A 22,994-nucleotide genomic window follows, 5' to 3' on the forward strand; every position below is an offset into this window, starting at 1 on the left:
GAACCCCGTGCGCTGCGCCCCGTGGGAAAAGAGTCCCTTACTGCTGCTGAATGCGCGCGTTCTTCATCAGATCGACCACTACCTGCGCAGTGGCCTTCTCCAGAGCGACCTGTTCGAGCTGCTTGCGCAAGGCGTCCTTGATCTGGTCGTACTGCGGAATCTGCGTCGGACGTTTTTCGTCGACGCGCAGAATCCAGTACGCGTCGCCAATCTGTACCGGCGCGCTCGACACGCCACCTTGCGGCAGCTTGACGAGCACTTCGGCGAGCGGCTGCGGCCAGTTCTGCGTATTGCCCGGCTGGATCGGCGTCTTGAACGACACCCAGTTCAGCGCGCCGCCCTGCGCCGCACCCGGGCCCTGGCTGTACTGCTTCGCGAGTTGCGCGAAGTCGGTGCCTTTCTTCAGTTGCGTGAGGACCGTTTGCGCAGTGTCGGCATCTTTCACCGCAATCGCGCTCGGCTTGTATTCGCTCTCGCCCAGCGTCGCGACGATGGCGTCGTACTTCGCCTTCACATCGGCGTCAGTGACAGGCGCGGGCTTGACCTGGTCGCGCAGGTACGCAGCCGTCATCGCCGCGGTTTTCGCCTGCTCGACAGCGGCCACGACTTGCGGACGCGATTCGTAATGCTGCTTCTGCGCAGCCTGACGGAAGAGTTCACGCGCAATCAGCTGATTCTTGATCGACGTTCGGAGCGCAGGCGTGTCCGGTGCATTCGTCGCACGTACGGCCTGGTCGAGCTGGTCCTGTGTAATCACCACGTCGTTGACGCGTGCCACCCCGTTGGCAGGCAGTGGACCGCCGACAGCCTCTGCGGCCTTGTCCGCGGAATGCTTCGCCATGGGCCTGTTGGCCGCATGCGCAGCAGGCAGGAAGCCGGCCGCCATACCGACTGTAGCGAGGGTGGCGAGCAGCGTGGCGTTGCGAATCCTGACAACGAACGGACGGTGTGTCATATGAACCTCTTCAGAGTGACCAGTTGAGTGTGGCGAGCAGCACGGTGGCTTTCTTTCCGAGTGCAGCAGGTTGAAGCAAGGCCTGCCCGAGCAGCACCTCGCTGGTAACGGTTTGCGTGGTGTAGCGCCATTGCGCCCGTGCGCCGACGCCAGCGCCTATCAGCGTCGGCCAGCCGCCTTGCGCGACCAGATGCGATTTGCCGCCGTCCAGAAACACGTAGGGTTCCAGACGCGCGTCGTGCCAGACCGGCACGTTCTGCCACGCGGCCTCGTTGCGCAGATAGAAACCGCTATCGCCAGCAAGGCCGCCTTCGGTAAAGCCGCGCACGGAATCCATGCCGCCGAGGAAGATCTGCTCGTTGCCGAACATCGCGACCCGGCTGTACTGGCCGCGCAACGTGCCACGATAGGTCCACTGCGTGCCGGCAAGCGTGCCGAGCGCGACCTGCAGGGTGGCGCTCGCATCGAGTTTGGTGAACTGGCTGTGCGCGTCGGCTTCTTCGATATCGGGGTCGTCGTGACTCGCGGAGAGCCACGGCAAACCCTGCGACACGCCGATGTCCCACGTGGCCGCCGCCGCCTGGTCGTGCGCCACGAAACGGCGCAAGCCATTCAGGCCGGCGCGCAACACCGTGAGATCCTGCGTCGCCAGATCGATGCCGTTCAGCGTGCGCTCCGTGCGCATCTTCGTGAGCGTGACGTCGACGCTCGTGCGTCCAGCGCGCGAACGGGTCAACACGTCGTTCCAGCCGAGAATCTGGCTGAACGTACGCCCCTGCATCAGCGCGACATCGCTGATGGTCTGCTGGTATTCGGACAGCGACGTCGTATAGCTGAAGGTCTGATAGCCATAGGGCGCCGCCGCGGAAAACACCACCGCGTTGCTGTCCTGTGTGCCGACGTAGTTGAACGACAGCGACTCCTGCAGGCCGATCAGGTTGTCCGCTTCGACGCCGGCGCGATAACGCAGCGTGCCGGTTTGCGAACTGCCGTAATTGTCGATGCCGAGGTCGTAGAAAACGCGGTCACCATAGTGGTTGGTAATGGCCACCACGGAATCGCCAGGTGTCTCACCCGGCATGATCTGAATCTCGGCCTGATTGCGGCGCAGCCGGTTGATCTGGTCCACGCCCTGTTCGAGATCGGGCAGGCGCAGCACGTCGCCCCGGCTATCGCCAAAGGCCCACGCGCTGCCCGCGTCGGTCAGCAGGCCGCCGCCGTGCGTCGTGTACCACGGCTCGTTCGGCTCGCGCGGACGCAGCGGCTTGCCGTTCAGCGTGAAGGCCGACACCTTGCCGTCGACGATGTTGATTTTCAGCGTGCCGGAGGCAAGATTCTGCGCACCGAGATAGGCGCGCGTCGTGATGTAGCCGCGCGCGATGAACGCTTCGGTCACACGGCGTAGCAGCAGGTTGATGCGATTGCGGCCAAGCTGCTTACCGATGAATGGTGCGGCGATCTCGTTGAGCGCGCTTGCGCCGAGTACGGTGTCGCCGATGAAATCGATGTGATCGATTCTGAACAGCGGTTCGACGTCGGGCAGCGTTTCGACATCCGCGCCTTCGGGCAGATTGACGACCGTCGGCTGCTGCACCTCGATCTGCGCAGGTGGCTGCTGGATCTCGTTACGACGCTGACGGTCGCGCTGTTCCTGCAACAGCCGTTGAGCCGGGTCCTGTTCCGCGCGTGCGGGCACACCGAAAGGCATGCCGCTCAACGCCGCGGCGTTCGGCAAACCTGGCGGCGTCTGCGCAAATCCGCGCGCCGCTGCCGTGCCGGCAAGTATCGCCAGCGTGCAGCGCGCGAGCCGGGGCGAGCGGTGCGTGATCGCCCCGCTTAAAACCGGCTTCAGGGTCCGCTTCACAGCCCGAACCACGACACGAGTCCGAGATGGTTGTGATTGCCGATCGTCACCGGTGCGTGGTACGGCACGCGAATCGTGTTCACGCCGCCTGCTGCCTTGATGCCGCCGGGCGCGCTAAACGAACCGCCGTCGATATCCGCCTCGCCGGTCAGTTCGACCTGGCCGCTGCCGCCGCCGAATACACCGCCCGTGTCGCTCGCGAAGATCGCGGACCACGAATTGCCGAACCACGCCTTCAGATCGTGCGTGCGATTGATCGCGCTATAACCGAGGACGGCCTGCGCGAGTGTCCTCGGTGCATCGAGTGTCAGCACGTTGAGAGCCAGTACCGTGCCGCCCGTATTCGTGATCTGCGTGCCGGCTTTCAGCGTAACGTCCTGGGAGGCTTCGATCACGCCGCCGAAGGCCTGCACCGAGCTTGACGAGGTGGAACTACAAAAGAAGAAGCACGTCTGTCGATACGATGCCTGGCCGGTGAACACGCCTTGCGTGAGCAGCTGATCGCGTGCCGTAATCGCAATCGAACCGCTGTTCGCGAGAATCGATCCACCGACGTTCGTTACGTTGCGACCTGAGATGCTCACATTGCCGTCGTCGGCGGTGATATAGGACAGCTTTGACGGATCGGCGATCGCGCCGTAGTCGACATCAAAGCCGCTCTCGCGATGCTCCACGAAGATCAGCCGCCAGCTGCGGTCCGAATAGTCGACCGCCGTGCCGCCATTCGTACCGCTCGAATGATCGATGACGTTGTTGACGTCGCCGTCCGCGGCGATGGTCATCCCCTTGTTCGACAATATGCGGGCGTTCTCATTGGTGATCGAGCCACCTGCCGTCACCGACACATCGCCGTCCACGCCGAACAGGACAGCAAGCTGACTATCAGGCGTCGACTGGTTCAGCACATTGCCCGCGGCCTTCAGCGTGACCGCGCCTTGCGACGCGGTGTCGAGCGTGTTTGTTTGCTGGCCCTGTATGAGCGAGCCCACGTTGGTGATGTCGCCGGTACTCGTCAGTACCACACCGCTGGTCGCCGAGGCGATCACCGATTGCGCCGCGGCGTCCTGCGTCAACGCAATGCCCGCGCCGCTCACGTTGATGCCTGCGTTGGCGAGCAGACTGCTGCCCGCCAGGCTGACATTACCGCTCGCGGTCAATGTCGCGGAACCACTGCTTACCTTCAGCGTCGTATCCGAGAACGCGATGCTGTCCTGCATCTGCATATCAAGATTGTTCTGCGCCGTCAGCGTGGTGTTTGAGAACTGCACCGAGCCGTTCGAGGACAGCGTGAAATCGCCAAGCGTCGCATTCATCGGCCCGGCGCTGCGCACGCCCGGGCCTTTATCGGTGACGATCAATTGCACGCGGCCGCTCGTCAGGCTGCCCGCGGCGGTGATGTCGATCGCGAAAGAGGTGGCGGTGGACGCGTTCGCGGACGGGTTCAGTGCGAGCCAGTCGTTGCTGTTGTCGTTCGGCGAAACCGCCGTGTTCAATGTGACATTGCTGCTGCCCGCTACCGCGCGCACGTTGGCGGTCTGGGACGTGAAGGTGTTGGTGAGCGGCCCGTTGATCTGCACATTCTTCGCAATCAGATCGAGCCCGATCAACGCGCTCGCCAGTCCCTGAGGACCGACGATGATCGTTCCGGTGCTGGTGTCGAGCACGATGTCCCGCTCGGGAATCCCGGCGACCGGCACGGTGTCCCTGAAACTGACGTGGCCGGTGGTCAGCGCCACGCGGCCGGTATTAACGAATGAACCGCCATTCACCGTAATACCGTTCGGATTGGCCAGTACGACATTCGCACGCGAGCCGATTACATCGATTCGTCCGCTGATAATACTGGGGTTGGTACTGGTTACCTGATTGACAATCGTTCGCGCATTAATACCGACGTTATTCAGTGAAGCACCGGCGGTGCCTACGTTGAAACTGCTATAGGTATTATTCGAAACACCTGCAACAGTCGGCGCGATATTGACGGTTTGATGGCCATTGGCAGCGGTTGAAACCGTGGTTGCGGTTCCGCCATCAACTGCAATGCCAATTGCATATGTATTGCAAGGCACGGCAACCAGCACGGTAATGATCAGCCTGATTTGAAATCGATGCAGACACGGGCTCCCGTGGCTTATGCTGTTTCCCCGTGCACTGCCTGACATTCCTGTTTTCACGCAACTGTTCGTTGCGGGTTCTCCTGGTAGATTCGCTCAATACGCGCGACCTTTGCAGCCGCAGCATTCGTACGACGAATAACGACATGATCAGGAATTTCTTTAGGAATATCTGGAAATATTTTTATTACGTTTAGCCTTCGCCGGCGTAAAACCAGGGCATTTTGGCGCAAGCGGCAGGACTTTTTAGTTCCTCAATATGATTCACGCGTACCAGATGGCGTGGTGCACGCGTATCTCAAACCCACAGCCGTTCAGGTAGTAACTTAGCTCTCCTCTCGCTACACCATCGACCATATACTGAAGTCCGCGCGAATCTAAAAAGCCCACTGCGAATTCCCACAGCCTCCCCGAAACTCATGCTCCTTCGTGAAGACCACAACACCCTGCCCCCTGCCTCTTCCTCTCGACCGGTCGACGCCGACGCATTGCAAGACCCGGCCCTGCTGCGCCGACTGCTACGCGCCAGGGACCGCATGGACGCCGCCTCGCACGAAGCCTGGCCCGTCAAGCGCCTGGCCGAGTTCAGTGGCGTTTCCGAAGCCCATTTCGCGCGCTCCTTCAAGCGAGCCTTCGGCGTCCCACCGCACCGGTATCTGCTCACACGGCGCATCGAACAGGCCACCACCCTGCTGCGCGACACCGGGTTCAGCATCACGGAAATTGCCTTCGCCACCGGCTGGGAGAGCCTGGGCACCTTCGGCCGCATATTCCACGACATCACCGGGCGAAGCCCCAGCGCCATGCGCCTCGAGGCCCAGGCCAACATGCCTCAGCTCGACCGTGTGCCCGCCTGCGTCCTGAAGGCTGCACAACGCCCCGATCTCACCTTCGCAGTTTCGGAGAAGCGCCGCCGCGTGGCCAAAGATACATTCCGTAAATCAATCAAGGAGGTGTCATGAACCAGGGTATCAATGTGGTGGGCCTGTACGTCGACAGCCAGGACGAAGCGCTCACGTTCTACGTCGACAAACTCGGATTCCGCATCCATACGGACGTGCGCAACGGTTCCTACCGCTGGCTCACGGTCCAGCATCCGGAACAGCCTTCGTTCCAGCTTGGCCTGTTCACACCCGGTCCGCCCATCCACGACGACGCCACCGCGCAAACCCTGCGCGCCATGGTCGCCAAAGGCGCCATGCCGCCTCTGGTCCTCTCGGTGGCCGACTGCCGCGCCAGCTACGCGCAGCTGAAAGCCCGTGGCGTGGAATTCACGCAGGAGCCGGTAGACCGCTTCGGCAGCGTCGATGCCGGTTTCCGCGACCCCGCCGGCAACGGCTGGAAGATGATCGAGGCCCCGAAGAGCACGACGTGAAGAACGTGCCCTTCAGGCTGGTCGTGACGGTCCGGTCGAATGCGTCCCCGGCCACTTTGATCAGCCGAACCTGGCCAGATCCTGGAAAACAAGTTGGCCCCACGTGCGGCCCCTTGCCTGGACGAGCAGGCCGCCCTCGCCGAGCTTCCCCAGCTCGATCGGGGCGAAGCCGAGCCGGTCGACGAGAGCCGCCACCGAGGCGCTAGCCGCGTCGTCGTCGCTGGAAATGAATACGACGCGGCGGCCTCCCTGTGGCGTCCCCGCCCCCTGGGCCAGGACGTCCGCTGGCAGGTGGTTAAAGGCCTTCACCAGCTTCGCCCCAGGCAGCGCCTTCGCAACAACGGCGGTCGAGGGCAGCCCGCCCAGTTCTTCCTGGGGAACGCCAAACGCGTTGGTTGCGTCGATCACGATCTTCCCCTGCCAGCTTTCGGCGGCCCGCCCGATGTCCCGGTGGGCGGCGAAGGGGACAGCCAGGATGACGACGTCGGCCTTGACCGCGTCCTCAATCGGCCGGGGGACGAGCGACGGGCCGATCTGCGCCACGAGCGCGTCCAGCGGTCGCCTGCCTGCCACGGCGACTTCGATCCCCTGACGGGCGAACGCCCTGGCGATGGCCGTCCCGATCTTGCCAGCCCCGATGATTGCGTAGCTCATTGAGCTCTCCTTTGTGTATCGAAACGCCCTGACGGCGCGTGTCTCGTCTCAGACCTGGCCGATGCCACCATCGGCCATCAGATCCGAACCCGTCACGTAAGAACTCTGATCGGACGCGAGGAACAGCGCCGCGCTGGCAATCTCCCCAGCCTGGGCGAGTCGTCCGATCGGGACCATGCCCTGGTACATCTTCACGAGATCCTCGCGTGTCTCCGACTGCGAATCGAGAATGGGGGTATCGGTAACGCCGGGGCTGAGTATGTTGACGCGAATGCCGCGATCCTTGAATTCCGCAGCCCAGGTACGGGCATAGGAACGCAATGCCGCCTTCGTCGCCGCGTAAGCGGTGTGGCCAGGAATACCCATCTGATGCATCGCCGACGAGACCAGAATGATCGACCCGCCACCTGTCATCACTGGCAGCAGCTTCTGCACCAGGAAGACGGGGCCGCGGGCCATGAGGTTGAACGCCTTGTCGAAATGCGCGGGCGTGAGGGTGTCGACAGAAGCCTGCTCCGTAAAACCCGCGTTCGACACGATGATGTCGACGACACCCTTTTCGTCCCTTACTGCCGCGGCGACGCGATCGAGGTCATCGAGGTTCGCGGCGTCGGCCTGGATAGCGGTGACGTTGCGTCCGATCAGTCTGGCGGCCTCGTCGAGTTGTGCCTGCCGACGGCCGAAGATAAAAACGTGAGCGCCTTCGGCGACAAACCGCTGGGCGATCGCGAGACCGATACCGGTCGTTCCGCCGCTAATGACGGCAATCTTTCCTGCGAGAGTGGACATTGAAACCTTCTGTCTGTTCGTGAATGACAGAAGGATCATAATTGCCGCTTCCACGAATGATAATCAGCGGAATTTTCATAAGATCCATGCTTCAAAAGAATGGGTCGAACGAGAGGAATGCAATGGACCGGTTTCACGAACTGAACGCCTTCATCGCCGTCGTTGAAGCGGGCGGTTTTTCCGCCGCGGCGCGTCGAACCGGCGACTCGCAGTCCGCCATCAGCAAGGCCGTCGGCGCGCTGGAGAGGCGCCTCGGCGTGATGCTATTCAACCGAAGCACGCGCAGCGTGACCCTGACGGATCAGGGGCAGCGATACTACGACCGGACAAAACCGCTTGTCGACGAGATGGATGAAGCCGACAGCGAACTGACAAGCAGCACGCTTGATGCCTCCGGTCTGATCAGGATCGCCGCAGCCTCTACTTTCGGCCGCCTTCATATTCTTCCGCTCGTACCCGAGCTGTTGTCACTCAATCCCGGCCTTCAGGTAGATCTGGTTCTTTCGGACTTCGTGCGGGATATGGTGGAAGACCGGATTGATCTGGCGATCCGGGTAGGCGCGGTCAACGATCCTGACGCGGTCGTCAGGCGCGTGGCCGGCACCCCCCTCGTATGCGTCGGATCCCGTCGCTACTTCGAGCAACACGGAATTCCAAAGACCCCCGCCGAGCTCGTCGATCACAATTGCCTTTTATATGGCGGCCTGACGGAGTCAGCGGACTGGCCGTTTGTCGGACCGGAAGGCCGATTCAGCGTGTCCGTTCGCGGCAATCTTTCGTCCAACAGTGTCGAAACGATCCGGGCCGGTGTTCTGGCCGGCGTCGGAATCGGCCTGTTTGCCGGGGTCTCTCTTGCCGATGAGCTCCGACATCCGGACGTGATCACGATTCTCGACGAATTTATAAGCGACGTCAGAGACGTCAGCCTCATCTGGCCTAAACGTCGGTTTGTACCGGCACGCGTGCGTCGCGCGACTGACTTTTTTGCCGCGGCCCTCCCGCAGCGTGTTTAGGCAAACAGAATCAGTCAGCGATATGCGCGGGAGCGCACAGAGTCATTCGGGTCGGGGTCGTAGTCTGTTTGATCGAGCGAAAACGTCTCCACCTGACTTCCAGGAGCGGTAATTCCGCACGTCCTTCACAAGCCCCGGCTCTACGAGCAGTCGGGGCGTGACCGGTCACCACACCAGGTCGACATTGGGCAGTCGGGCCGCCCCGCGGCAAGCAGCGCTTACGCAATCAGGTGCCACCGATGCGTCTTCAAGCCATCAAATATGCCTTGATTCTTGCCTGCGGGTGCATGGCTGTCGCCGATGCACTTGCCGCCGACGCTGCCGGCGTCGTCAAGACCCTCAAGGGCACGGTGCAGATCGAGCGGGCTGGGAGCAGTTCGGGCGCGGCCATCGGCGGCGAGATCTACGGCAGCGATCGCATCGTGACCGGCCCGGCATCCTCCGTCGGCATCACGCTGCGTGACAGCACCCAACTCTCGGCCGGCGCCAATACCACCCTCGATCTCAACAAGTTCGCGTTCGATACCACAACTCATGACGGGGTGCTCGACGCCACCGTCAAACGCGGCTCCCTCGCAGTGATTTCCGGCAAGCTGGCGAAGGCCAACCCCGATGCCGTGCGTTTCAGCACGCCGACCAGCACGCTGGGCGTGCGGGGCACTGAATTTATCATCGAAGTCGGCGGTAACGGGGAGCGTGCACGTTGAGGGCCGCGATCCGAAGCCACGGGCTGGCATGTGGCGCGGCATGCGTCATGCTGGCTTTTCTCGCCGGCTGTAGCACGCCCCCGGACAGAATTATCCTGTTGCCTGATCCGCAGGGCAAAGTCGGAAAGGTCATTGTCCATAGCGCCACCGGAGAGCAAACGATAGACAGGGCCTACGCCGAGGTCGACGTCACCAGCGGCGGCGCCATCGAAAAAACGATGGATAGTCAATCCAGCGTGCAGGCACGATATGGCGAACTACTCGCGGCCCGACCGCCTCGCCCCACGACATTTACGATTTTTTTTCTCTTTGACTCCGCCACTGAACTGGCGCCTGAGTCATCCGCCACCGTCAAAAAGTTAAAAGCCGTCCTGACTAACTGGCCTGCGCCCCAGGTCGTGGTGGTCGGTCACACCGATCTGGCGGGCTCTCAGGAGTTCGACGACAGACTGTCCATGCGACGGGCGGAGACTGTTGCAGCGTTCCTCATCAAGCAGGGCATTCCTGCCCGACAGATAGAGACTGCTGGCCGGGGCAAACGCGAACCACTGGTCCCCACGGCAGATGGCGTTCCCAATCGCATGAACCGACGCGCAGTCATCACAATCCAGTGACCTGTACGAGTCATCGAGGCTGAATGGCCTTTCCTTCGATGAAACGTTATTACGACCCTTGGCTTGTCCGGATCAGGAGTCTGCTGAAGGCGGCCCAGGGGCGTCCGGTGGCACTGGTGGTGTTGTTCAGCCTGAGCCTGCTCAACCTGTCCAGCGAGTGGCCCAGTGACATAGCACGTCCGGCTTTCGTGGGCGCGCTTGACGAGGCGGTTCCTGACTCCTTTAGAACGGCCCGGCAACTTCTGTTCGACCAGTATCAACGTCACTTCCCGCGGATTCCGGCTACCCAGCCCGTGACCATTGTCGAGATCGATGAGGAAACCCTGGCAACCGTCGGTCAATGGCCCTGGCCGCGCAATCGGCTGGCCGACCTGGTCGATGCCATTGCGGCCTTGAAACCGCTGGCTATCGGTCTCGACATTTACATGCCGGAGCCGGATCAGACGTCTCCCGACAAGGTCGCCGGCAATCTGCCGAAGACGGCTGCGGCGCTCGCCGCCGGCCTGCGGGCCCTTCCCAGTCACGAAGCCATTCTCGCCAGATCGTTGCGCGCGGCGCCGACCATACTGGGTGCCGCGGCGCTCGATCATGCCGCCTTCACCACCAGCACCGATCTGCGAAGCGCTCCGATTCTCGTGCATGGCGCCGACCCGCTGGACCGCGTGCAACGGTACGACTACGTGCTCGCCAGCCTGCCAGAATTGCAGGCGGCGGCCCACGGGCAGGCGCTGCTAAGCGTGACACTCGAACAGGGTGTGGTCCGGCATATCCCTCTCATCATGGGTCTGGGCGAGAAACTGGTCCCCAGTCTGCCGATGGAAATGCTCCGCCTCGCCACGGATTCATCGGCGATCGACGTCTTTGCCGACGGATCGGGCGTGCAGGCGGTGGGTGTCGCGGATGTGCAGGTGCCCACGCAGCCCGGAGGTGACATCTGGTTGCATTTCGCGTCCATCCGGTCGACGCTGAACCGCTACGTGTCGGCACGCGACATCCTGAAAGGAACCGTCGATCCGCAACGGATCCGGAACAAACTGGTGCTGGTCGGACTGACCGGCAGCGGCCTGACAGACATGCGCACGACCGCGCTGGGGGAACTGGTGCCAGGCATCGAAATTCAGGCGCAGGTCATCGAGACGATTGTCGACGGACGTTTTCTGCGCCGCCCCACCTGGCTGAAATGGGCGGAAAGCGCCTTCATCATGGCGTTCGGATTGCTGATCATCTGGTATGTGCCCCGCACCCATTCGCGGCTTGCGCTATTCCTGAGAGCCGTGCCCAAGGGTTCCGCCCTTCTCGGCGTCTCCCTGCATCTGCTGAATGTTTTATTCTGCTTCTTTATTTTCATCCATCTCGGCCTGCTGGTCGATGCGGCCTCGATTTTCATTATCCTGTCCGCGGTCATGGGCTGCTTCTTTGCTCCCGCATTGCTCCGCGTCGATGAACAAACCGGAACACAAGCCACGCACGCAGAGCGGCGTGAAGACGACAACGACCGCACCGGCAAGGCACCAGGACCTTGAGGTAGCGGTCGCGCGAATGGCGTGCTCACCCGTCAACCGCGGCGACTACTGCAGATACCGGACTACGAGCCGGGTAGCCTCGTCGACGAGCGCTCCAAACGCTTCTTCAGAGAGGCTTTCGGAATGGTGCACGACCGCTGTATGCGTCAGTGCTTCTATCGATGTCACGCACACAAACGCCGCGAGCCCCAGGTCGAGCGGGCGGAATTCATCGCAATGGGCATCGAGCCAGGCCCTGAACAGGGCATGAATTTCTCCGTTCAGGACTTCCGTGTTTTCAAGTCTTCCCATACGCGGAATCTGCTCCGCAAGCACGCGATGTAGCCTGGGATCGATGCGATGCGCCTCCATCGCCGCGACGACAAGCGCGCGCACCGCCTGCTCCATCGGCAGTGCCGCAGCCTCTGCCAGCGCATCACGGACGACCTGCATGAGTTCCTCACCATGGCGCTTCATGACGGCGGCAACGAGCGCCTCTTTGCCGGGGAAATACTGGTAGAGCGAGCCGACGCTCACGCCCGCTTTTTCCGCGATACGGTTGGTGCTGGCTTTATCGAAGCCGTCCCTGACCAGAATGCGAGCGGTCGCTTCAATCAGCGCATCGACCGTCGCACGCGATCTCCCTTGAGAGGCGTATTTCCTGGGTTTCGTGAGCGGTTTTCGCGCCATTTTCCGCGCTCCAGATGCGAGTAGATAAATATGAGTTGTTACTCGTATTATGCATCTGACGCATCGAATCGCAACGAAGCAGCCAACCTGGATCGAACACGCATCGCAACCTCGACGATGAAAGGAGATGTCTCATGATCTGTCAGCCTTACTCGAAACTTGTTGCCATCAAACGATGGGCCGATCGCGGCCTTCATGATGTTGTCAGTCAGAATTACGATCGGCTGACCAGTGAGGATGCGTCGATCATGCTCCGCATCCTCGACCATATACATGTGGTCGACACAATCTTTCAGCATCACCTGCAGGGACTGCCGCACACGTTTCAGGCGCCGCGATCGGAGAGAATGCCGGAACTCCAGGCGCTTGCGCGCAGTGCGCGCGAGGTCGACGACTGGTACGCGCATTACGTGGATAGTCTGGCGGAGAGCGATTTCGAGCAGCCTGTCGATTTTGTCTTCACCAGCGGAAAGCCGGCGCGCATGCGGCGAGGTGAGATCATCCTGCACGTGTGCCTGCATGGAACGTATCATCGCGGCAATGCCGGCGCCGTTCTTCAGTTGAGAGGCCTCACGCCGAGTCGTGATGCGATCACGGACTTTCTCGAAGACGCGGCGTGATGCAGGTGGGCAACTACCTGATGACGGCTACGCGGCAGGGACATTGTGGTCTGTGAGCCGGCTGCGGTGAATATCGGCTACGCCGCGGTTATTTCCAGCATGCCGCTCAAGATGCGATCGCTCAACGGCTATTGCTATCGAGCAACGGCTGCAACGCCGGCGCGAGCGACCTCAGAAACTGCACCGCCATCGCGCTCGTAAAATCGTAGCGGGCCGCATACGGCTCGTGAACGTAAGCGGTCAACGCACCAAAGAAACGGTTGCCGAACGCGAATACAAAAATTGCGGTCCGGTTGACCTTGCGCGACTCGATCAGCCGGGCACCGGGCGCAAACACATCGAAGCGCTGGTCGCCTGTCCCGGTTTTGCCGTACACCGCGAGCGTCCTGCCATCAGGAAACGTCATGCCCTGGGCAAGGCGCTTTGCGGTGCCGCCCTGCACCACGTCATTCAACAACTCACGCACCACGTTGACAATCTGCGGCGACACCATGGCCTGCGGGGCCACTGACGCTCGCGTGAAATGCGTCTCATACGGCGTATTCTTCGCGAAATCGAGTTGCGCGATGCTTTCGGTCGGCACCTTGTCGCCGCCGTTGGCGATCACGCCGATCAGTTGCGCGAGCGCGGCCGGCCGGTCACCCGATGCACCGATGGCCGCCGCATACGACGGTGTCAGGTTCGCGAACGGATACCCTAGCGCCTGCCACGACTTGCCGATCGCGTCGTACGCACGCAGTTCCACCATGCGTTTGATCCTGCGGTCCTGTGTCGCGTGGTAGCGCGTCTTGAAGAGCCAGGAATAGGTGCCAGGACGCACGTCGCGGCTCGCGTTCTGCAACTGGTCGAGCGTTGCGTCCGGATGTTCACGCAGATAGTTGACGGTCCACAACTCCAGCGGATGCACGCTCGCGATATAACCGCGATCATTCAGATTGAAGCGGTCAATCGCGTACTTCATGTAGAGCTTCGCAAGATCGTCCTCCGCAAGCGACGCCGCGGACGTGCCTTTCAAGGCCGCGCGCATCCGCGCGTCGAACCATGCCTGCGAGCTGTCGGGCGCGACGCTGCGCAGCACCGTCGCGATCTTCGGCGGCGACTTGCGCACGCCTTGCAGCAGAATCGCCAGCGCTTCGTCGGGCGTCTTGCCATGGTACTTCGTGTAGAAGCGCTTCATGTACACGCGGCTTTCCTGATCGGCAAAACGTGTGAGATACAGCTTGCGTGTCGCGGGATCGGCGAGCCAGTGGGAAGACGACCCCGAGGTCTGGATCATCTCGTAGTGCACGATGTCACGCATCAGACGCACGAATACGAGATTCACCGAGTGCTGGAATGCTGCGTGCACGGTCAGAATGCGGCTGTTATCGCCCGATTCGAAATTACTGAACGTCTGCGCGCCGCCGCCCGTATAGAACGTCTCGCCCGGGCTGGCTGAGTATTTTCTTTCCACCGCGGCATTGAGCATATTCTGCAGGGAGCGGTCCGACGTATGCGTGAGGTAGTCGAGTGCCCAGCGTGTCAGCGCATCCATCGGATCGGGTTTGACGCGTTTAAGCTCCGCCGTGCTCAGCGACGCATAACGCGTGTGCAGGTCGGAGACGATCTGCAGGTACGTGATGAGCGCACGCAGCTTGGCCGTCGACCCGAGATTCAGGCGCGCGCCCTGGTTGATGTCGAACGGTTCATTGACGCTGTCGGTTTGCACCCTCAGGAGGTTCGCGCCGTTGCGCCGTTCGAACAGCGTGAAACTGTAGGCGATCTTCGATGGGTCGTCCTGAGGGCGCAGCATTTCGAAACCGTACAGTCCCGCGGCCCGCGCGCCGTCGTGGGTTGCCGCGCTTGCGAGCCGGTCGCTCACCGCCTGCTGAACCGCGTTGTTGAGCGTACCGGTCACCTGCAGATCGAGCCTGTCGAGTTCATAGAAGCCAGGTATGCCGAGCGCCGCCAGCAGATGGGCGCGCATCGAGGTGACCGCCTTGCGGCTCACGAACGATTCGGTCGAATGTCTGCGTGGCGGTGAGCTCAGTTCGAGATGCGCGGCGAGCGCCGCATCGCGCAGCGAAGGCGAAATGACGCCACCTGTCGCCAGCAGTCGCAGATAGCTGTCGGTCCGGCGTTCGAGATCGCCATAGCCATGATGCAGAAAGTATGACGGCGCGCGTTGCGCGATCATCAGTGACAGAACCTGCCTGAACGCCACCGCCTGGGCAGCGAGGTTGTCATCGGATGTGGGCGCATCGAGGATGCGGTTGACTTCGTCGAAGTCACGCCCGTACCACGCGGCAAGGCCGTCGCCAATGCCGTTGATCTCGCCGAGACCAGGCTGCGCCGCAAGTGGCACCGAATTCAGATAGACCTTGACGATCTGACGCCGCGCGGGCATGGTCTGCGGCCCGTCCAGATAGGCACGCACCGAAGCCGATGCGATCTGCCGCAGCTTCTCTGGCGGCGTCGTCGTGCGCCCGCCAGGCGAGTGGCGGAATTTCTCGATCTGCGTGGCGAGTGTGCTGCCGCCCGGCGTCGATTGCTGCCGGTTGAACACGCGTATGCCCTGGTCAACCAGCGCGCGGCTGAAGCGCCCCCAGTCGATCGCGGGGTTGCGGTCCGGCTGATCCGCGTCGAGCAGGTAACGGTCTTCGATGAACAGCAGCGCGTTGACGACGAGCGGCGGAATCGCCTCGAAGCTGTCGTAGACGCGGCCCGGATAACGTCTGTCGAACAGCAGCGCGCCGGTGCCGTCAAACAATTGCAGGCCCGCCTGGTCTTTCTCGTGGTAGGGCAGGAACAGGCCATCGTCCGCGAGCGAGAGCATCTGCGCGGAATCGCGCGCCTGTGATGCAACGGCAAAGTCGCGCTCAGTCAGACGCTGCTGGAACGACGGCAACAGCGCGTAACCGAGACGCTCATCGTAGGGACCGTGAGTGGGAAAGCGGATACTGGGGCTCACGCCCTCGCCTGGCGTGAAACCGACGTCGCGCGTCAGTTCGGACAAATAGCGCGCCTGCAACCGGGAGGTTTCGATTTCGATCTGGCAAAACCTTGCGACGACTACCAGTGCGAGCAGAAAGACTGCAACCAGAGACCACTTGAGCCATTTCCAGACCCGCGCAGCATCCAGCGTACGAAGCGAAAACCGAACCAGTGGCCGGTTCATGGCGACGTCTCCCAGGCAACTGCCCTTGCACAAAAAAACTAACCTGGGTCAGTCTAGCGCGGAATACGGGTGCGGACCCGTCCGGGCTTACCCGACGCGACCAGATCGGATGTGATCCGGGAGAATAAAGTCTGTCACGAGGCACTTTTGCAAATCATTGATTAGATGACAGACTTTGGACGCACCGACGCGTCCAAAGTCTGTCACGAGATGCAAGATTAAGGAAACTCGAAAGTGGCGGCGGAATATAGTCCGTCACGCTAGAGCAGACGCACCTGAGCGGGCAGTAAAGATTAAGCAGGGCTACTCGGTGCGAAACTACTGGTCGTGTCGAGCCCTTGCTCAGACGACGCCTCCCATCATCCCGGTATGCTTGATGAGCTCGAAGCGATGAACGGGCATTCAGTTCACCAACGCCACGCTCACCGCCGTTGGCACATCCGCCGTCGCGCCTGTGCCCGCCAGCTTCCCCGAGGTCGAATCGACGCTAAACACGGCGATATTCCCGCTGCGCTGATTCGCCACGAACAGCCATTTTCCTGATGGATCGAGTTCCATACCCCACGGCTTCGTGCCGCCGCAAGCAATACGTTGAAGCTCGGACAACTCGCCCGATTCGGGATCGACACGGTAGACGACCAACGTGTCCTCGCTGCGATCCTCGGCATAGACAAACCGGCCATCAGTGCTCGTGACGATCTCCGCCCCGCTCCGCACGCCCTTGAATTCCGGGCTGCTCAGCGACACCGTCTGCACCGGTGTCAGGCGCCCCTGCACCGCATCCCATCGCAGCACGAAGATCTCGGCACTCAATTCGGTGATCACGTAGGCGAAGCGGCCATCGGCACCAAATACCACATGCCGTGGCCCGCTGCCTGATGGCGCCGTAAAGGCACGCGGCGGATCGCCGTTATCCGGCAATAACGCATGCTTCGCGGCATCGAAGCCGTAGACGAACACCCGGTCGGCCCCGAGATCGGGAACCAGTACATAGCGACCGGAAGGGTCCACGACCGCGTTATGGGCATGCGCACTGGCCTGGCGGCGCTGATTGGGGCCCGAACCGGTCTCCTGCATCGTCGACGCGCGAACACCGAGCCGGCCATCCGGTTCAAGCGCAATGCTCGACACGGTCCCGCTGTCGTAACTCGCAGCCAGCAGCGTCATCGATCGCGCGTCGAGCGACAAATTCGTGGTCCCGCGACCGTTGGAGTCCACCCGGTTCAGCTCGGCAAGCGCACCCGTTGCACGGTCCACCGCATAGGCGGTCACGCTTCCCTCCCGCACCTTGTCGTCATCGACCGCATAGATGACCGGTCGCTGCGGATCGCTCTGCACCCAGGTCGCGTTGAGCCCTTTCGCCACCGGGCCGATCACGGCCAGCTTGCCCGTCGACGGATCGAAACGCAGTGCCTGGATCTGGGCCTGCTGCGTTCCCACATAGACCAGTTGCGACTGATCGTATCCGGACGCGGCGTGCGCCTGCCCGAGCATCCCGATCAATCCGACGGACAAACCTAGCGCGGCAACCGCCACTCGTTTCGTGCAAGTGTCCAGAAAAAGTCGTTGCATCATCTCCTCACGCTCCTTGACCGGTCGGCGGCCGATCCGCATCCGGTCTCTCTATTAGAACGGTTAGAGACTATTCGCTGCGCGGGCGCCTGTCCTTGTACAAAGCGCGGATTCACCTGGACTTTAGGCGCCGCCCTCCGAATCGCGAAACGCCTTACTGGGGCAGTGTGTCCTGCTCTGCCTGCTGGCGAGCGGCCACACGAAATTGACTCGGGGTCTGACCGACTTCCCTGCGGAAGAAGCGAGTGAAATAAGCAGCGTCGGCAAAGCCGAGATCGAAGCCGATCTGTTCCACGGACATATTCCCGAAAATCAGATTGCGCTTCGCCTCCGTGACAATGCGCGCATGGATCATCTTGGTCGGACTCTGCGCTGCAGCCGAAGCACATGCGGTGCGCAACTGCACGGCCGAGATGGCCATCATCGATGCATAGTCCTGCTGCGAGAGATTTTCCTGATAGTGCTGATCGATGAGTTGACGGAAGCGATCGACCAGCCGGAAGTCATTGCGTGTCTCGCTGTCCGCAGCCTGCTGACCCAGACGCGCCTCACGCACGAGCAATAGCAGCAGCGTCGTCAGCAACGCCCTGGTTCCCGCAATATGGCCAACAGCATGTGATTCAGCTTCCCGTTTGAGGTCGCCAATCAGACGATAGAGTTCGATCCCGGTCTGGGCGGAGCCGGCAAGCGGAATCAGACGAGGCGCGGACCACAGCGTGCTGAACTCGCGCAGCTCAACATTGATCTGACGGAGATAGACCTCGTCAATCGTGACGACCCAGCGGTCGACATCGGTCTCATAGTCGAGACCATGCACGCATTCGGTCGGCAGCAGCAATGCGCAGGGCCCATCGAAGGGCACACTGCTTCCCTCGAGATTCATGATCCCCCGCCCGCGCAGCACGAAGATCACCTGCCCATAGGCCGGATGCGCATGCGGTTCGGTACGCCAGCGACCTCGCTCGGTCACATGCCCCACGTGCACGAACCAGTTCTCGTCATCCGGACGTTCGACATAGAGCCGTACCTTCGGCACGGTTGTCTGCTTCACGGCACCGCTTTGCTTGCGGTGATGATCCTTTGTCATCGTGCCAGGTGTCATGGAACTTCCTTTTCGACCAGAGCGGCCGGCTACATCCCTTGTTGCTGTGTCCACCGAACAACTTCGGATATCCGGCCAGAAAACCACTGATCGTTCCATACGTTCGGACCATTCGCAACTGCGACTTACCCGAGCGTCTCACCCATTAAAAAGTGCCAGCGAATCTCAATTTTGTGTAAAGGCATTCGCGCAGGCATCGCATACATTCCATCCCACCGCGACAGGCTTCACGGCGTTGACTTCCGCAACCCCTGGTCGACGGTAAAAAAAAACGATAGTCGTGAAACGACCGCGTCTTGCCTATCAACAAAATATGGAAGGAGACATGAAAAAATCCAACGCCGTCCGCGTACCGCTGCTAGGTATCGCTCTCTTCGGCTGCCTCTCGGGTCTGGCGCATGCAGGGGATACGCCGCTGGCCGCAGGAGGAGACGCACAACCACTGCAGCTTGCTCCGACGGACAGCACAGTTCCCGCGGCTGCATCAGATTTGACCGCGGCGCCCGTGACGCTGTCGCAGACCAGCACAGTGACCGCGCCGCTTTCACCGCCGCCGCAGCAATTCGCCACACCGCCGTCGTGGAATGACACATACATCGGCTATCGCGTGGGCACCAATTTCTACTATCCCGGCGTGCGAACCCAGTCGGGCGCACCGGCCAAGGTCACGCAGAACATCGGCTCTGTGACGACCACGGGCGGCTTCCGGTACGGCAGCTATGCGTTCAATGTCGACTACCTGGTCTCCAGCATGGCGAATCCCGAAGCGGGTCCGACCAATCAATATGGCTATCCCACGCCTGGGTCGGGCGGCGCGCAGGAACTCTACAGCGTCGGCCGCGTCTCGTTCAGCGCAAGCAAGGTTTTCGGCAGATCGCTTTCCTGGGGCTTCATCCGGGACTTCGGTCTGACCGCCGGCTACGAATTCGGTACCAAGAACGATGCGTATGCCGAACGCGCCCGCATGCTCGTTTTCGGACCTACCATCGAGTTCTCGGTACCGCACGGTTTCTGGAACGTCACGTTAGGTGTTCGCACGGAAAGCAACCACAATGGCATCACCAACGTGGAGGTGCACTTCAATCCGGCGGTGCACCTCGAGAGTTCCTGGCTGTATCCGTTCCGTCTGGGCCCGGTTCCCCTCGTCTTCAAGGGCTTTGCCAGCTTGACCGGACCGAAGGGCAAGGACGGCTTCGGCGTCAACACCACCACGGAATTCCTGACCCGTGTGTCGCTGCTGGCGGATGTCGGATCGTTCGCCGGTCACCCGCGTACCGCATACGCAGGGATCGGCTACGAATACTGGCACAACATGTACGGCACGCCGGCCTCCGAGCAACCTGGGACAACCCAGACCTCTTGCCCGATGTTCGTGGCCGAAATCCACTTCTGATCGACTGCCTTTTGAAGATGACCATCGGCAACCGCAATCCGGGTTGCCGATGGTCGCTTTTCGCTCGAATGATTGCCGTATGCAGTTTGGAACTCCGTTCAATTCACCGTTCCAATGCTTCTTTTTGAGTCCCGTCGCAACAGCCAGGTCCATCCACATGCTCGTGATCATCACGGCATGGCAGCTATACGACATCACGCACAGCGTCTGTGACCCGGGTCTGGTCGGTCTGGCACAGTTTCCTCCCGCCTTCACCCTTTGCCTTGTCGCGTCGGCCATGTGGCTGATCGCCATGACCGGCGGCCCGTCCTGATGACTTGTCAGGTCGTGCAATGCGGCGTGGTGCGTGTTCTGATCGCAGCTACTTCAGGTACTTTGGCCTGGATGTGACGTCATTCCGGTCGCGTCGCTATGTCTCAGCGCGACCATGGCATTTCAGCTGCCGACCCGGCAAGCGCTCCTGCCAACCATGGTGCCACTACCTACCCTGCCCAGAGCACTGGTGATCGGCTCCGCCGGATCGCGCAACTCGCCGCCATCGTAGGCCCGGCACCCGGCCGATTCCTTTATGCCACCGGTGCGACCGCGGTCTACCCTGATCCCGAAGCAGACGATCAGCCTGAACATGGGCTTCAGCAGGTCGCGATGAATCTAGCCGGTGGCGTCTCGGCGAGTCTCTCCGGCTGGTCGTGATCCAGTCCGACGCAGTACGTCGGCGACGCCCGCGATGGCCTCCTCCTCGAGGTCGGGGAGAACCAGAAAGGGAATGCCGGATGAGCTCATGGGCAAACTTGCGGAATTGTCTTACTGCCACCGATAAACAAAAGGCACCGCGCCTTAGCGCGGTGCCTTTGTCATGCCGTCAACAGGATTGTTTACTGCCTGGGAATGTAGAGCGGCATCGAATCTTCCCAGAGCGTATCGGTAATCGCATGCCGGTCACTGCCGTCGGCATTCATCACCCAGTTCTGGCCATCCGGCTGGAACGTGTCGTCGTAGAGCGAAAGCTCGTCGCGGAAACCGTACTCGCCCGAGCTGTACGCGATGCGGCCATCCGAGGTCCAGGTCGCATGGGCCTGGTTCGATCCGGGCGTGGTCAGACGCTTCACGTCCGTGCCGTCGGGGTTGATCGTGTACACGTCGAAGTGGAATTTGTCCGGATCGCCCGGATTGACTTCCTTGCGCGTGAACACGATCTTCCTGCCATCCGGCGACCAGCCCGGCAGGTTGTCCGGCCCGGTGGTCAGGACCGTGGTCTTGTGCGTCTCCAGGTCGAGAATCCGCAGACCCATGTCCTTCGGGCTCCACACGCGGTAGACGATCCTGGTGCCGTCCGGCGAATAGCTCGGGAAGCCCGCGTTCTCCTTGCCGTCGGTCAGGACTTCCGGCTTGCCATTCATGCTGCCGTCGGCCTTGATACGCAAGATGCGGCCCGGCATGTAAGCACGCGTGAAGAACCAGCCGCCCACGCCGAACGCTACCCACTGCTTGTCCGGCGACCAGGTCGGCTGGAACGCGCCGGCCAGACCCGCCCCGAGCATTTTAGGATCGAGGCCGCTGGTAGCCGGATCGTAGATATGGTGGGCATCGGTGAAGTCGGCATTCGCAACCACGATAGACGAGTCGCCCGCCTTCTCCGTGTACACCAGCGACTTGCCATCGCGTGAGAGTTGCGGGAACACATCGACGAAACGGTAGTTCCACTGCGGATCGAAACTGTAGAGCGACGTACCGTTCGGGTGGAAAGGCTTACCGTACACCACTTTCTCGTAGATGACCTTCTTGCCGTCCGCCGAATAATGCGGCGAACGGATGCCACTCCCCGCAGTGGTGTGCGATTGGCCGTCCGTCGTATAGCGGCCCTCCTGAGCGCCATTCTTGATGTGATACGCGACATTCATCGTCGCACCGACATACTGCGGAAAGACCTTGATGCCCGGTGTGTCCGTTAGATCCTTCCGCTCGCCCGTGGCCACGTCGACCTGCACGATCTGCGTGCTGACCTTGCCGATCGCTTCGGGACGGTGCGCGCCCCAGGTCGATTCGACCGGAGTTTCGTAGAACACTACATGCTTGGCGTCAGCCGACCACGACGGCGAGCCTTCGGCATAGCCGGGACGCGCGGTGATCTGCCTGAAGCCCGTGCCATCCGGATGAATCTCGTAGATACTGCTTTCCTGGGTACGCTCCCAGCCGACCGGCAGATTGTGCCCGCGCCACTCGGTGCCGATGTCGGACGACAGCGCAATCCACTTGCCATCTGGCGACCACGAAGGCCGGAAGAAACTGTGCGGCTTGTCCGGATCGAACTTGATGTCGCCGGTCACATTGTGCAGCGCGCCGGTTTTGATGTTGAGCGTCCAGATGTTCGTGGTGCCCCACGTATTCTTGCCACGGCGCGATGACACGAACGCGATCAGATCCGGATCAGCCGGATCGTAGACGGCAGCATCGCTGATCCCGGTCCAGTCGGTCAGGCGCTGCAGGCCCGTGCCGTCCGTGCGCACGCGGTACAGGCTGGCATGACCGAGTCCATCGCGCTCCGAGGTGAATATCACCCATTTGCCATCCGGTGAGAACGAGCCGTGATAATCGAAACCGTCGGACGGGGTCAGCCGGTGTTCATCGCTACCGTCGGCGTTGGCGATATAGAGTTCAGAGGTCGTCGGGCCGATGCGGTAGATCAGCAGATCGCCCTTTGTCACCGTCGCGGCGCCCGCGCCCGGCACGAACGCGGCGACGGAGGCAATGGCCACGCCGGACAGGATTTTCCTTTTGAACGAAAGCGGGGAATGCACTGTACTGGTCTCCATGTTTTGTCTGTATTAAAGAAACGTCGATACGACCGGACGGACATTGCGCCCGGTCCATGC

At 61.5% G+C, this 22,994-nt stretch carries 19 protein-coding genes; 9 read left to right on the forward strand and 10 right to left on the reverse strand.

The features are described 5' to 3' along the window. Window positions 1–37: 37 nt before the first annotated feature. From LPA34_RS15710 to LPA34_RS15720, 3 genes are all read right to left on the reverse strand, one after another. The gene (locus LPA34_RS15710) at window positions 38–955 is read right to left on the reverse strand and encodes a peptidylprolyl isomerase (RefSeq protein ID WP_228979695.1); all 918 of its coding nucleotides are present in this window, start codon (window positions 953–955) and stop codon (window positions 38–40) included. A 10-nt stretch (window positions 956–965) separates the two neighbouring features. Beyond that, window positions 966–2,663, reverse strand: coding sequence for a ShlB/FhaC/HecB family hemolysin secretion/activation protein (locus tag LPA34_RS15715; protein WP_228979750.1), 1,698 nt, complete (start codon window positions 2,661–2,663; stop codon window positions 966–968). Between the two features lie 152 nt (window positions 2,664–2,815). Continuing rightward, window positions 2,816–4,918: a filamentous hemagglutinin N-terminal domain-containing protein gene (locus LPA34_RS15720; RefSeq protein ID WP_411178998.1), complete on the reverse strand. Its 2,103-nt coding sequence runs from the start codon at window positions 4,916–4,918 to the stop codon at window positions 2,816–2,818. A 434-nt stretch (window positions 4,919–5,352) separates the two neighbouring features. Between LPA34_RS15720 and LPA34_RS15725 the strand changes: the two genes are divergently transcribed. Both LPA34_RS15725 and LPA34_RS15730 read left to right on the forward strand, forming a co-directional pair. Then, a complete protein-coding gene (locus LPA34_RS15725) occupies window positions 5,353–5,895 on the forward strand; it encodes a helix-turn-helix domain-containing protein (protein ID WP_228979699.1) in 543 nt (180 codons plus the stop codon). After that, the gene (locus LPA34_RS15730) at window positions 5,892–6,308 is read left to right on the forward strand and encodes a VOC family protein (RefSeq protein ID WP_228979701.1); all 417 of its coding nucleotides are present in this window, start codon (window positions 5,892–5,894) and stop codon (window positions 6,306–6,308) included. Before LPA34_RS15725 ends, LPA34_RS15730 begins: the two co-directional genes overlap by 4 nt. Window positions 6,309–6,368: 60 nt before the next feature. On the opposite strand, the gene LPA34_RS15735 is transcribed toward LPA34_RS15730, so the two are convergent. Further along, a complete protein-coding gene (locus tag LPA34_RS15735; RefSeq protein ID WP_228979703.1) occupies window positions 6,369–6,962 on the reverse strand; it encodes an NADPH-dependent F420 reductase in 594 nt (197 codons plus the stop codon). A 48-nt stretch (window positions 6,963–7,010) separates the two neighbouring features. Then, window positions 7,011–7,751: an SDR family NAD(P)-dependent oxidoreductase gene (locus LPA34_RS15740; RefSeq protein WP_228979705.1), complete on the reverse strand. Its 741-nt coding sequence runs from the start codon at window positions 7,749–7,751 to the stop codon at window positions 7,011–7,013. A gap of 122 nt (window positions 7,752–7,873) precedes the next feature. Here LPA34_RS15740 and LPA34_RS15745 point away from each other — a divergent pair, with 122 nt between their 5' ends. The 4 genes from LPA34_RS15745 to LPA34_RS15760 all read left to right on the forward strand — a co-directional run bounded on the left by LPA34_RS15745 (window position 7,874) and on the right by LPA34_RS15760 (window position 11,608). After that, a complete protein-coding gene (locus tag LPA34_RS15745) occupies window positions 7,874–8,764 on the forward strand; it encodes a LysR family transcriptional regulator (RefSeq protein WP_228979707.1) in 891 nt (296 codons plus the stop codon). A gap of 239 nt (window positions 8,765–9,003) precedes the next feature. After that, window positions 9,004–9,471 (forward strand): FecR family protein, encoded by a 468-nt coding sequence (locus tag LPA34_RS15750; RefSeq protein ID WP_228979708.1) that lies wholly within the window; start codon window positions 9,004–9,006, stop codon window positions 9,469–9,471. Between the two features lie 47 nt (window positions 9,472–9,518). Beyond that, complete coding sequence (locus LPA34_RS15755) at window positions 9,519–10,085, forward strand: OmpA family protein (protein WP_228979709.1); 567 nt, start codon at window positions 9,519–9,521, stop codon at window positions 10,083–10,085. 23 nt (window positions 10,086–10,108) lie between these two features. Next, a complete protein-coding gene (locus tag LPA34_RS15760; RefSeq protein ID WP_228979710.1) occupies window positions 10,109–11,608 on the forward strand; it encodes a CHASE2 domain-containing protein in 1,500 nt (499 codons plus the stop codon). A gap of 45 nt (window positions 11,609–11,653) precedes the next feature. On the opposite strand, the gene LPA34_RS15765 is transcribed toward LPA34_RS15760, so the two are convergent. Then, window positions 11,654–12,277 (reverse strand): TetR/AcrR family transcriptional regulator, encoded by a 624-nt coding sequence (locus LPA34_RS15765; RefSeq protein ID WP_228979711.1) that lies wholly within the window; start codon window positions 12,275–12,277, stop codon window positions 11,654–11,656. A gap of 134 nt (window positions 12,278–12,411) precedes the next feature. Here LPA34_RS15765 and LPA34_RS15770 point away from each other — a divergent pair, with 134 nt between their 5' ends. After that, window positions 12,412–12,897: a DinB family protein gene (locus LPA34_RS15770; protein WP_228979712.1), complete on the forward strand. Its 486-nt coding sequence runs from the start codon at window positions 12,412–12,414 to the stop codon at window positions 12,895–12,897. Between the two features lie 121 nt (window positions 12,898–13,018). On the opposite strand, the gene LPA34_RS15775 is transcribed toward LPA34_RS15770, so the two are convergent. The 3 genes from LPA34_RS15775 to LPA34_RS15785 all read right to left on the reverse strand — a co-directional run bounded on the left by LPA34_RS15775 (window position 13,019) and on the right by LPA34_RS15785 (window position 18,728). Continuing rightward, window positions 13,019–16,054: a transglycosylase domain-containing protein gene (locus tag LPA34_RS15775; protein WP_228979714.1), complete on the reverse strand. Its 3,036-nt coding sequence runs from the start codon at window positions 16,052–16,054 to the stop codon at window positions 13,019–13,021. Between the two features lie 402 nt (window positions 16,055–16,456). Continuing rightward, a complete protein-coding gene (locus LPA34_RS15780) occupies window positions 16,457–17,629 on the reverse strand; it encodes a lactonase family protein (protein ID WP_228979722.1) in 1,173 nt (390 codons plus the stop codon). A 151-nt stretch (window positions 17,630–17,780) separates the two neighbouring features. Continuing rightward, window positions 17,781–18,728, reverse strand: a complete 948-nt coding sequence (locus tag LPA34_RS15785) for a helix-turn-helix domain-containing protein (protein ID WP_228979724.1) — start codon at window positions 18,726–18,728, stop codon at window positions 17,781–17,783. 325 nt (window positions 18,729–19,053) lie between these two features. Between LPA34_RS15785 and LPA34_RS15790 the strand changes: the two genes are divergently transcribed. After that, complete coding sequence (locus LPA34_RS15790) at window positions 19,054–20,121, forward strand: hypothetical protein (protein ID WP_228979726.1); 1,068 nt, start codon at window positions 19,054–19,056, stop codon at window positions 20,119–20,121. Window positions 20,122–20,278: 157 nt separating this feature from the next. Next, window positions 20,279–20,434, forward strand: a complete 156-nt coding sequence (locus LPA34_RS15795) for a hypothetical protein (RefSeq protein ID WP_228979728.1) — start codon at window positions 20,279–20,281, stop codon at window positions 20,432–20,434. Window positions 20,435–20,996: 562 nt separating this feature from the next. On the opposite strand, the gene LPA34_RS15800 is transcribed toward LPA34_RS15795, so the two are convergent. Next, window positions 20,997–22,919, reverse strand: a complete 1,923-nt coding sequence (locus LPA34_RS15800; RefSeq protein ID WP_228979730.1) for a hypothetical protein — start codon at window positions 22,917–22,919, stop codon at window positions 20,997–20,999. Window positions 22,920–22,994 lie beyond the last annotated feature (75 nt).

The sequence above is a fragment of the Paraburkholderia gardini genome, from assembly GCF_907164575.1.
Taxonomy (GTDB): domain Bacteria; phylum Pseudomonadota; class Gammaproteobacteria; order Burkholderiales; family Burkholderiaceae; genus Paraburkholderia; species Paraburkholderia gardini.

Excerpts from the sequence above, each read along its gene's own strand:
- LPA34_RS15710 (WP_228979695.1), bottom strand. The coding sequence starts at position 955 with ATGACACACCGTCCGTTCGTTGTCAGGATTCGCAACGCCACGCTGCTC.
- LPA34_RS15715 (WP_228979750.1), bottom strand. The coding sequence starts at position 2,663 with ATGCCTTTCGGTGTGCCCGCACGCGCGGAACAGGACCCGGCTCAACGG.
- LPA34_RS15725 (WP_228979699.1), top strand. The coding sequence starts at position 5,353 with ATGCTCCTTCGTGAAGACCACAACACCCTGCCCCCTGCCTCTTCCTCT.
- LPA34_RS15730 (WP_228979701.1), top strand. The coding sequence starts at position 5,892 with ATGAACCAGGGTATCAATGTGGTGGGCCTGTACGTCGACAGCCAGGAC.
- LPA34_RS15735 (WP_228979703.1), bottom strand. The coding sequence starts at position 6,962 with ATGAGCTACGCAATCATCGGGGCTGGCAAGATCGGGACGGCCATCGCC.
- LPA34_RS15740 (WP_228979705.1), bottom strand. The coding sequence starts at position 7,751 with ATGTCCACTCTCGCAGGAAAGATTGCCGTCATTAGCGGCGGAACGACC.
- LPA34_RS15745 (WP_228979707.1), top strand. The coding sequence starts at position 7,874 with ATGGACCGGTTTCACGAACTGAACGCCTTCATCGCCGTCGTTGAAGCG.
- LPA34_RS15750 (WP_228979708.1), top strand. The coding sequence starts at position 9,004 with ATGCGTCTTCAAGCCATCAAATATGCCTTGATTCTTGCCTGCGGGTGC.
- LPA34_RS15755 (WP_228979709.1), top strand. The coding sequence starts at position 9,519 with ATGCTGGCTTTTCTCGCCGGCTGTAGCACGCCCCCGGACAGAATTATC.
- LPA34_RS15760 (WP_228979710.1), top strand. The coding sequence starts at position 10,109 with ATGGCCTTTCCTTCGATGAAACGTTATTACGACCCTTGGCTTGTCCGG.
- LPA34_RS15765 (WP_228979711.1), bottom strand. The coding sequence starts at position 12,277 with ATGGCGCGAAAACCGCTCACGAAACCCAGGAAATACGCCTCTCAAGGG.
- LPA34_RS15770 (WP_228979712.1), top strand. The coding sequence starts at position 12,412 with ATGATCTGTCAGCCTTACTCGAAACTTGTTGCCATCAAACGATGGGCC.
- LPA34_RS15775 (WP_228979714.1), bottom strand. The coding sequence starts at position 16,054 with ATGAACCGGCCACTGGTTCGGTTTTCGCTTCGTACGCTGGATGCTGCG.
- LPA34_RS15780 (WP_228979722.1), bottom strand. The coding sequence starts at position 17,629 with ATGATGCAACGACTTTTTCTGGACACTTGCACGAAACGAGTGGCGGTT.
- LPA34_RS15785 (WP_228979724.1), bottom strand. The coding sequence starts at position 18,728 with ATGACACCTGGCACGATGACAAAGGATCATCACCGCAAGCAAAGCGGT.
- LPA34_RS15790 (WP_228979726.1), top strand. The coding sequence starts at position 19,054 with ATGAAAAAATCCAACGCCGTCCGCGTACCGCTGCTAGGTATCGCTCTC.
- LPA34_RS15795 (WP_228979728.1), top strand. The coding sequence starts at position 20,279 with ATGCTCGTGATCATCACGGCATGGCAGCTATACGACATCACGCACAGC.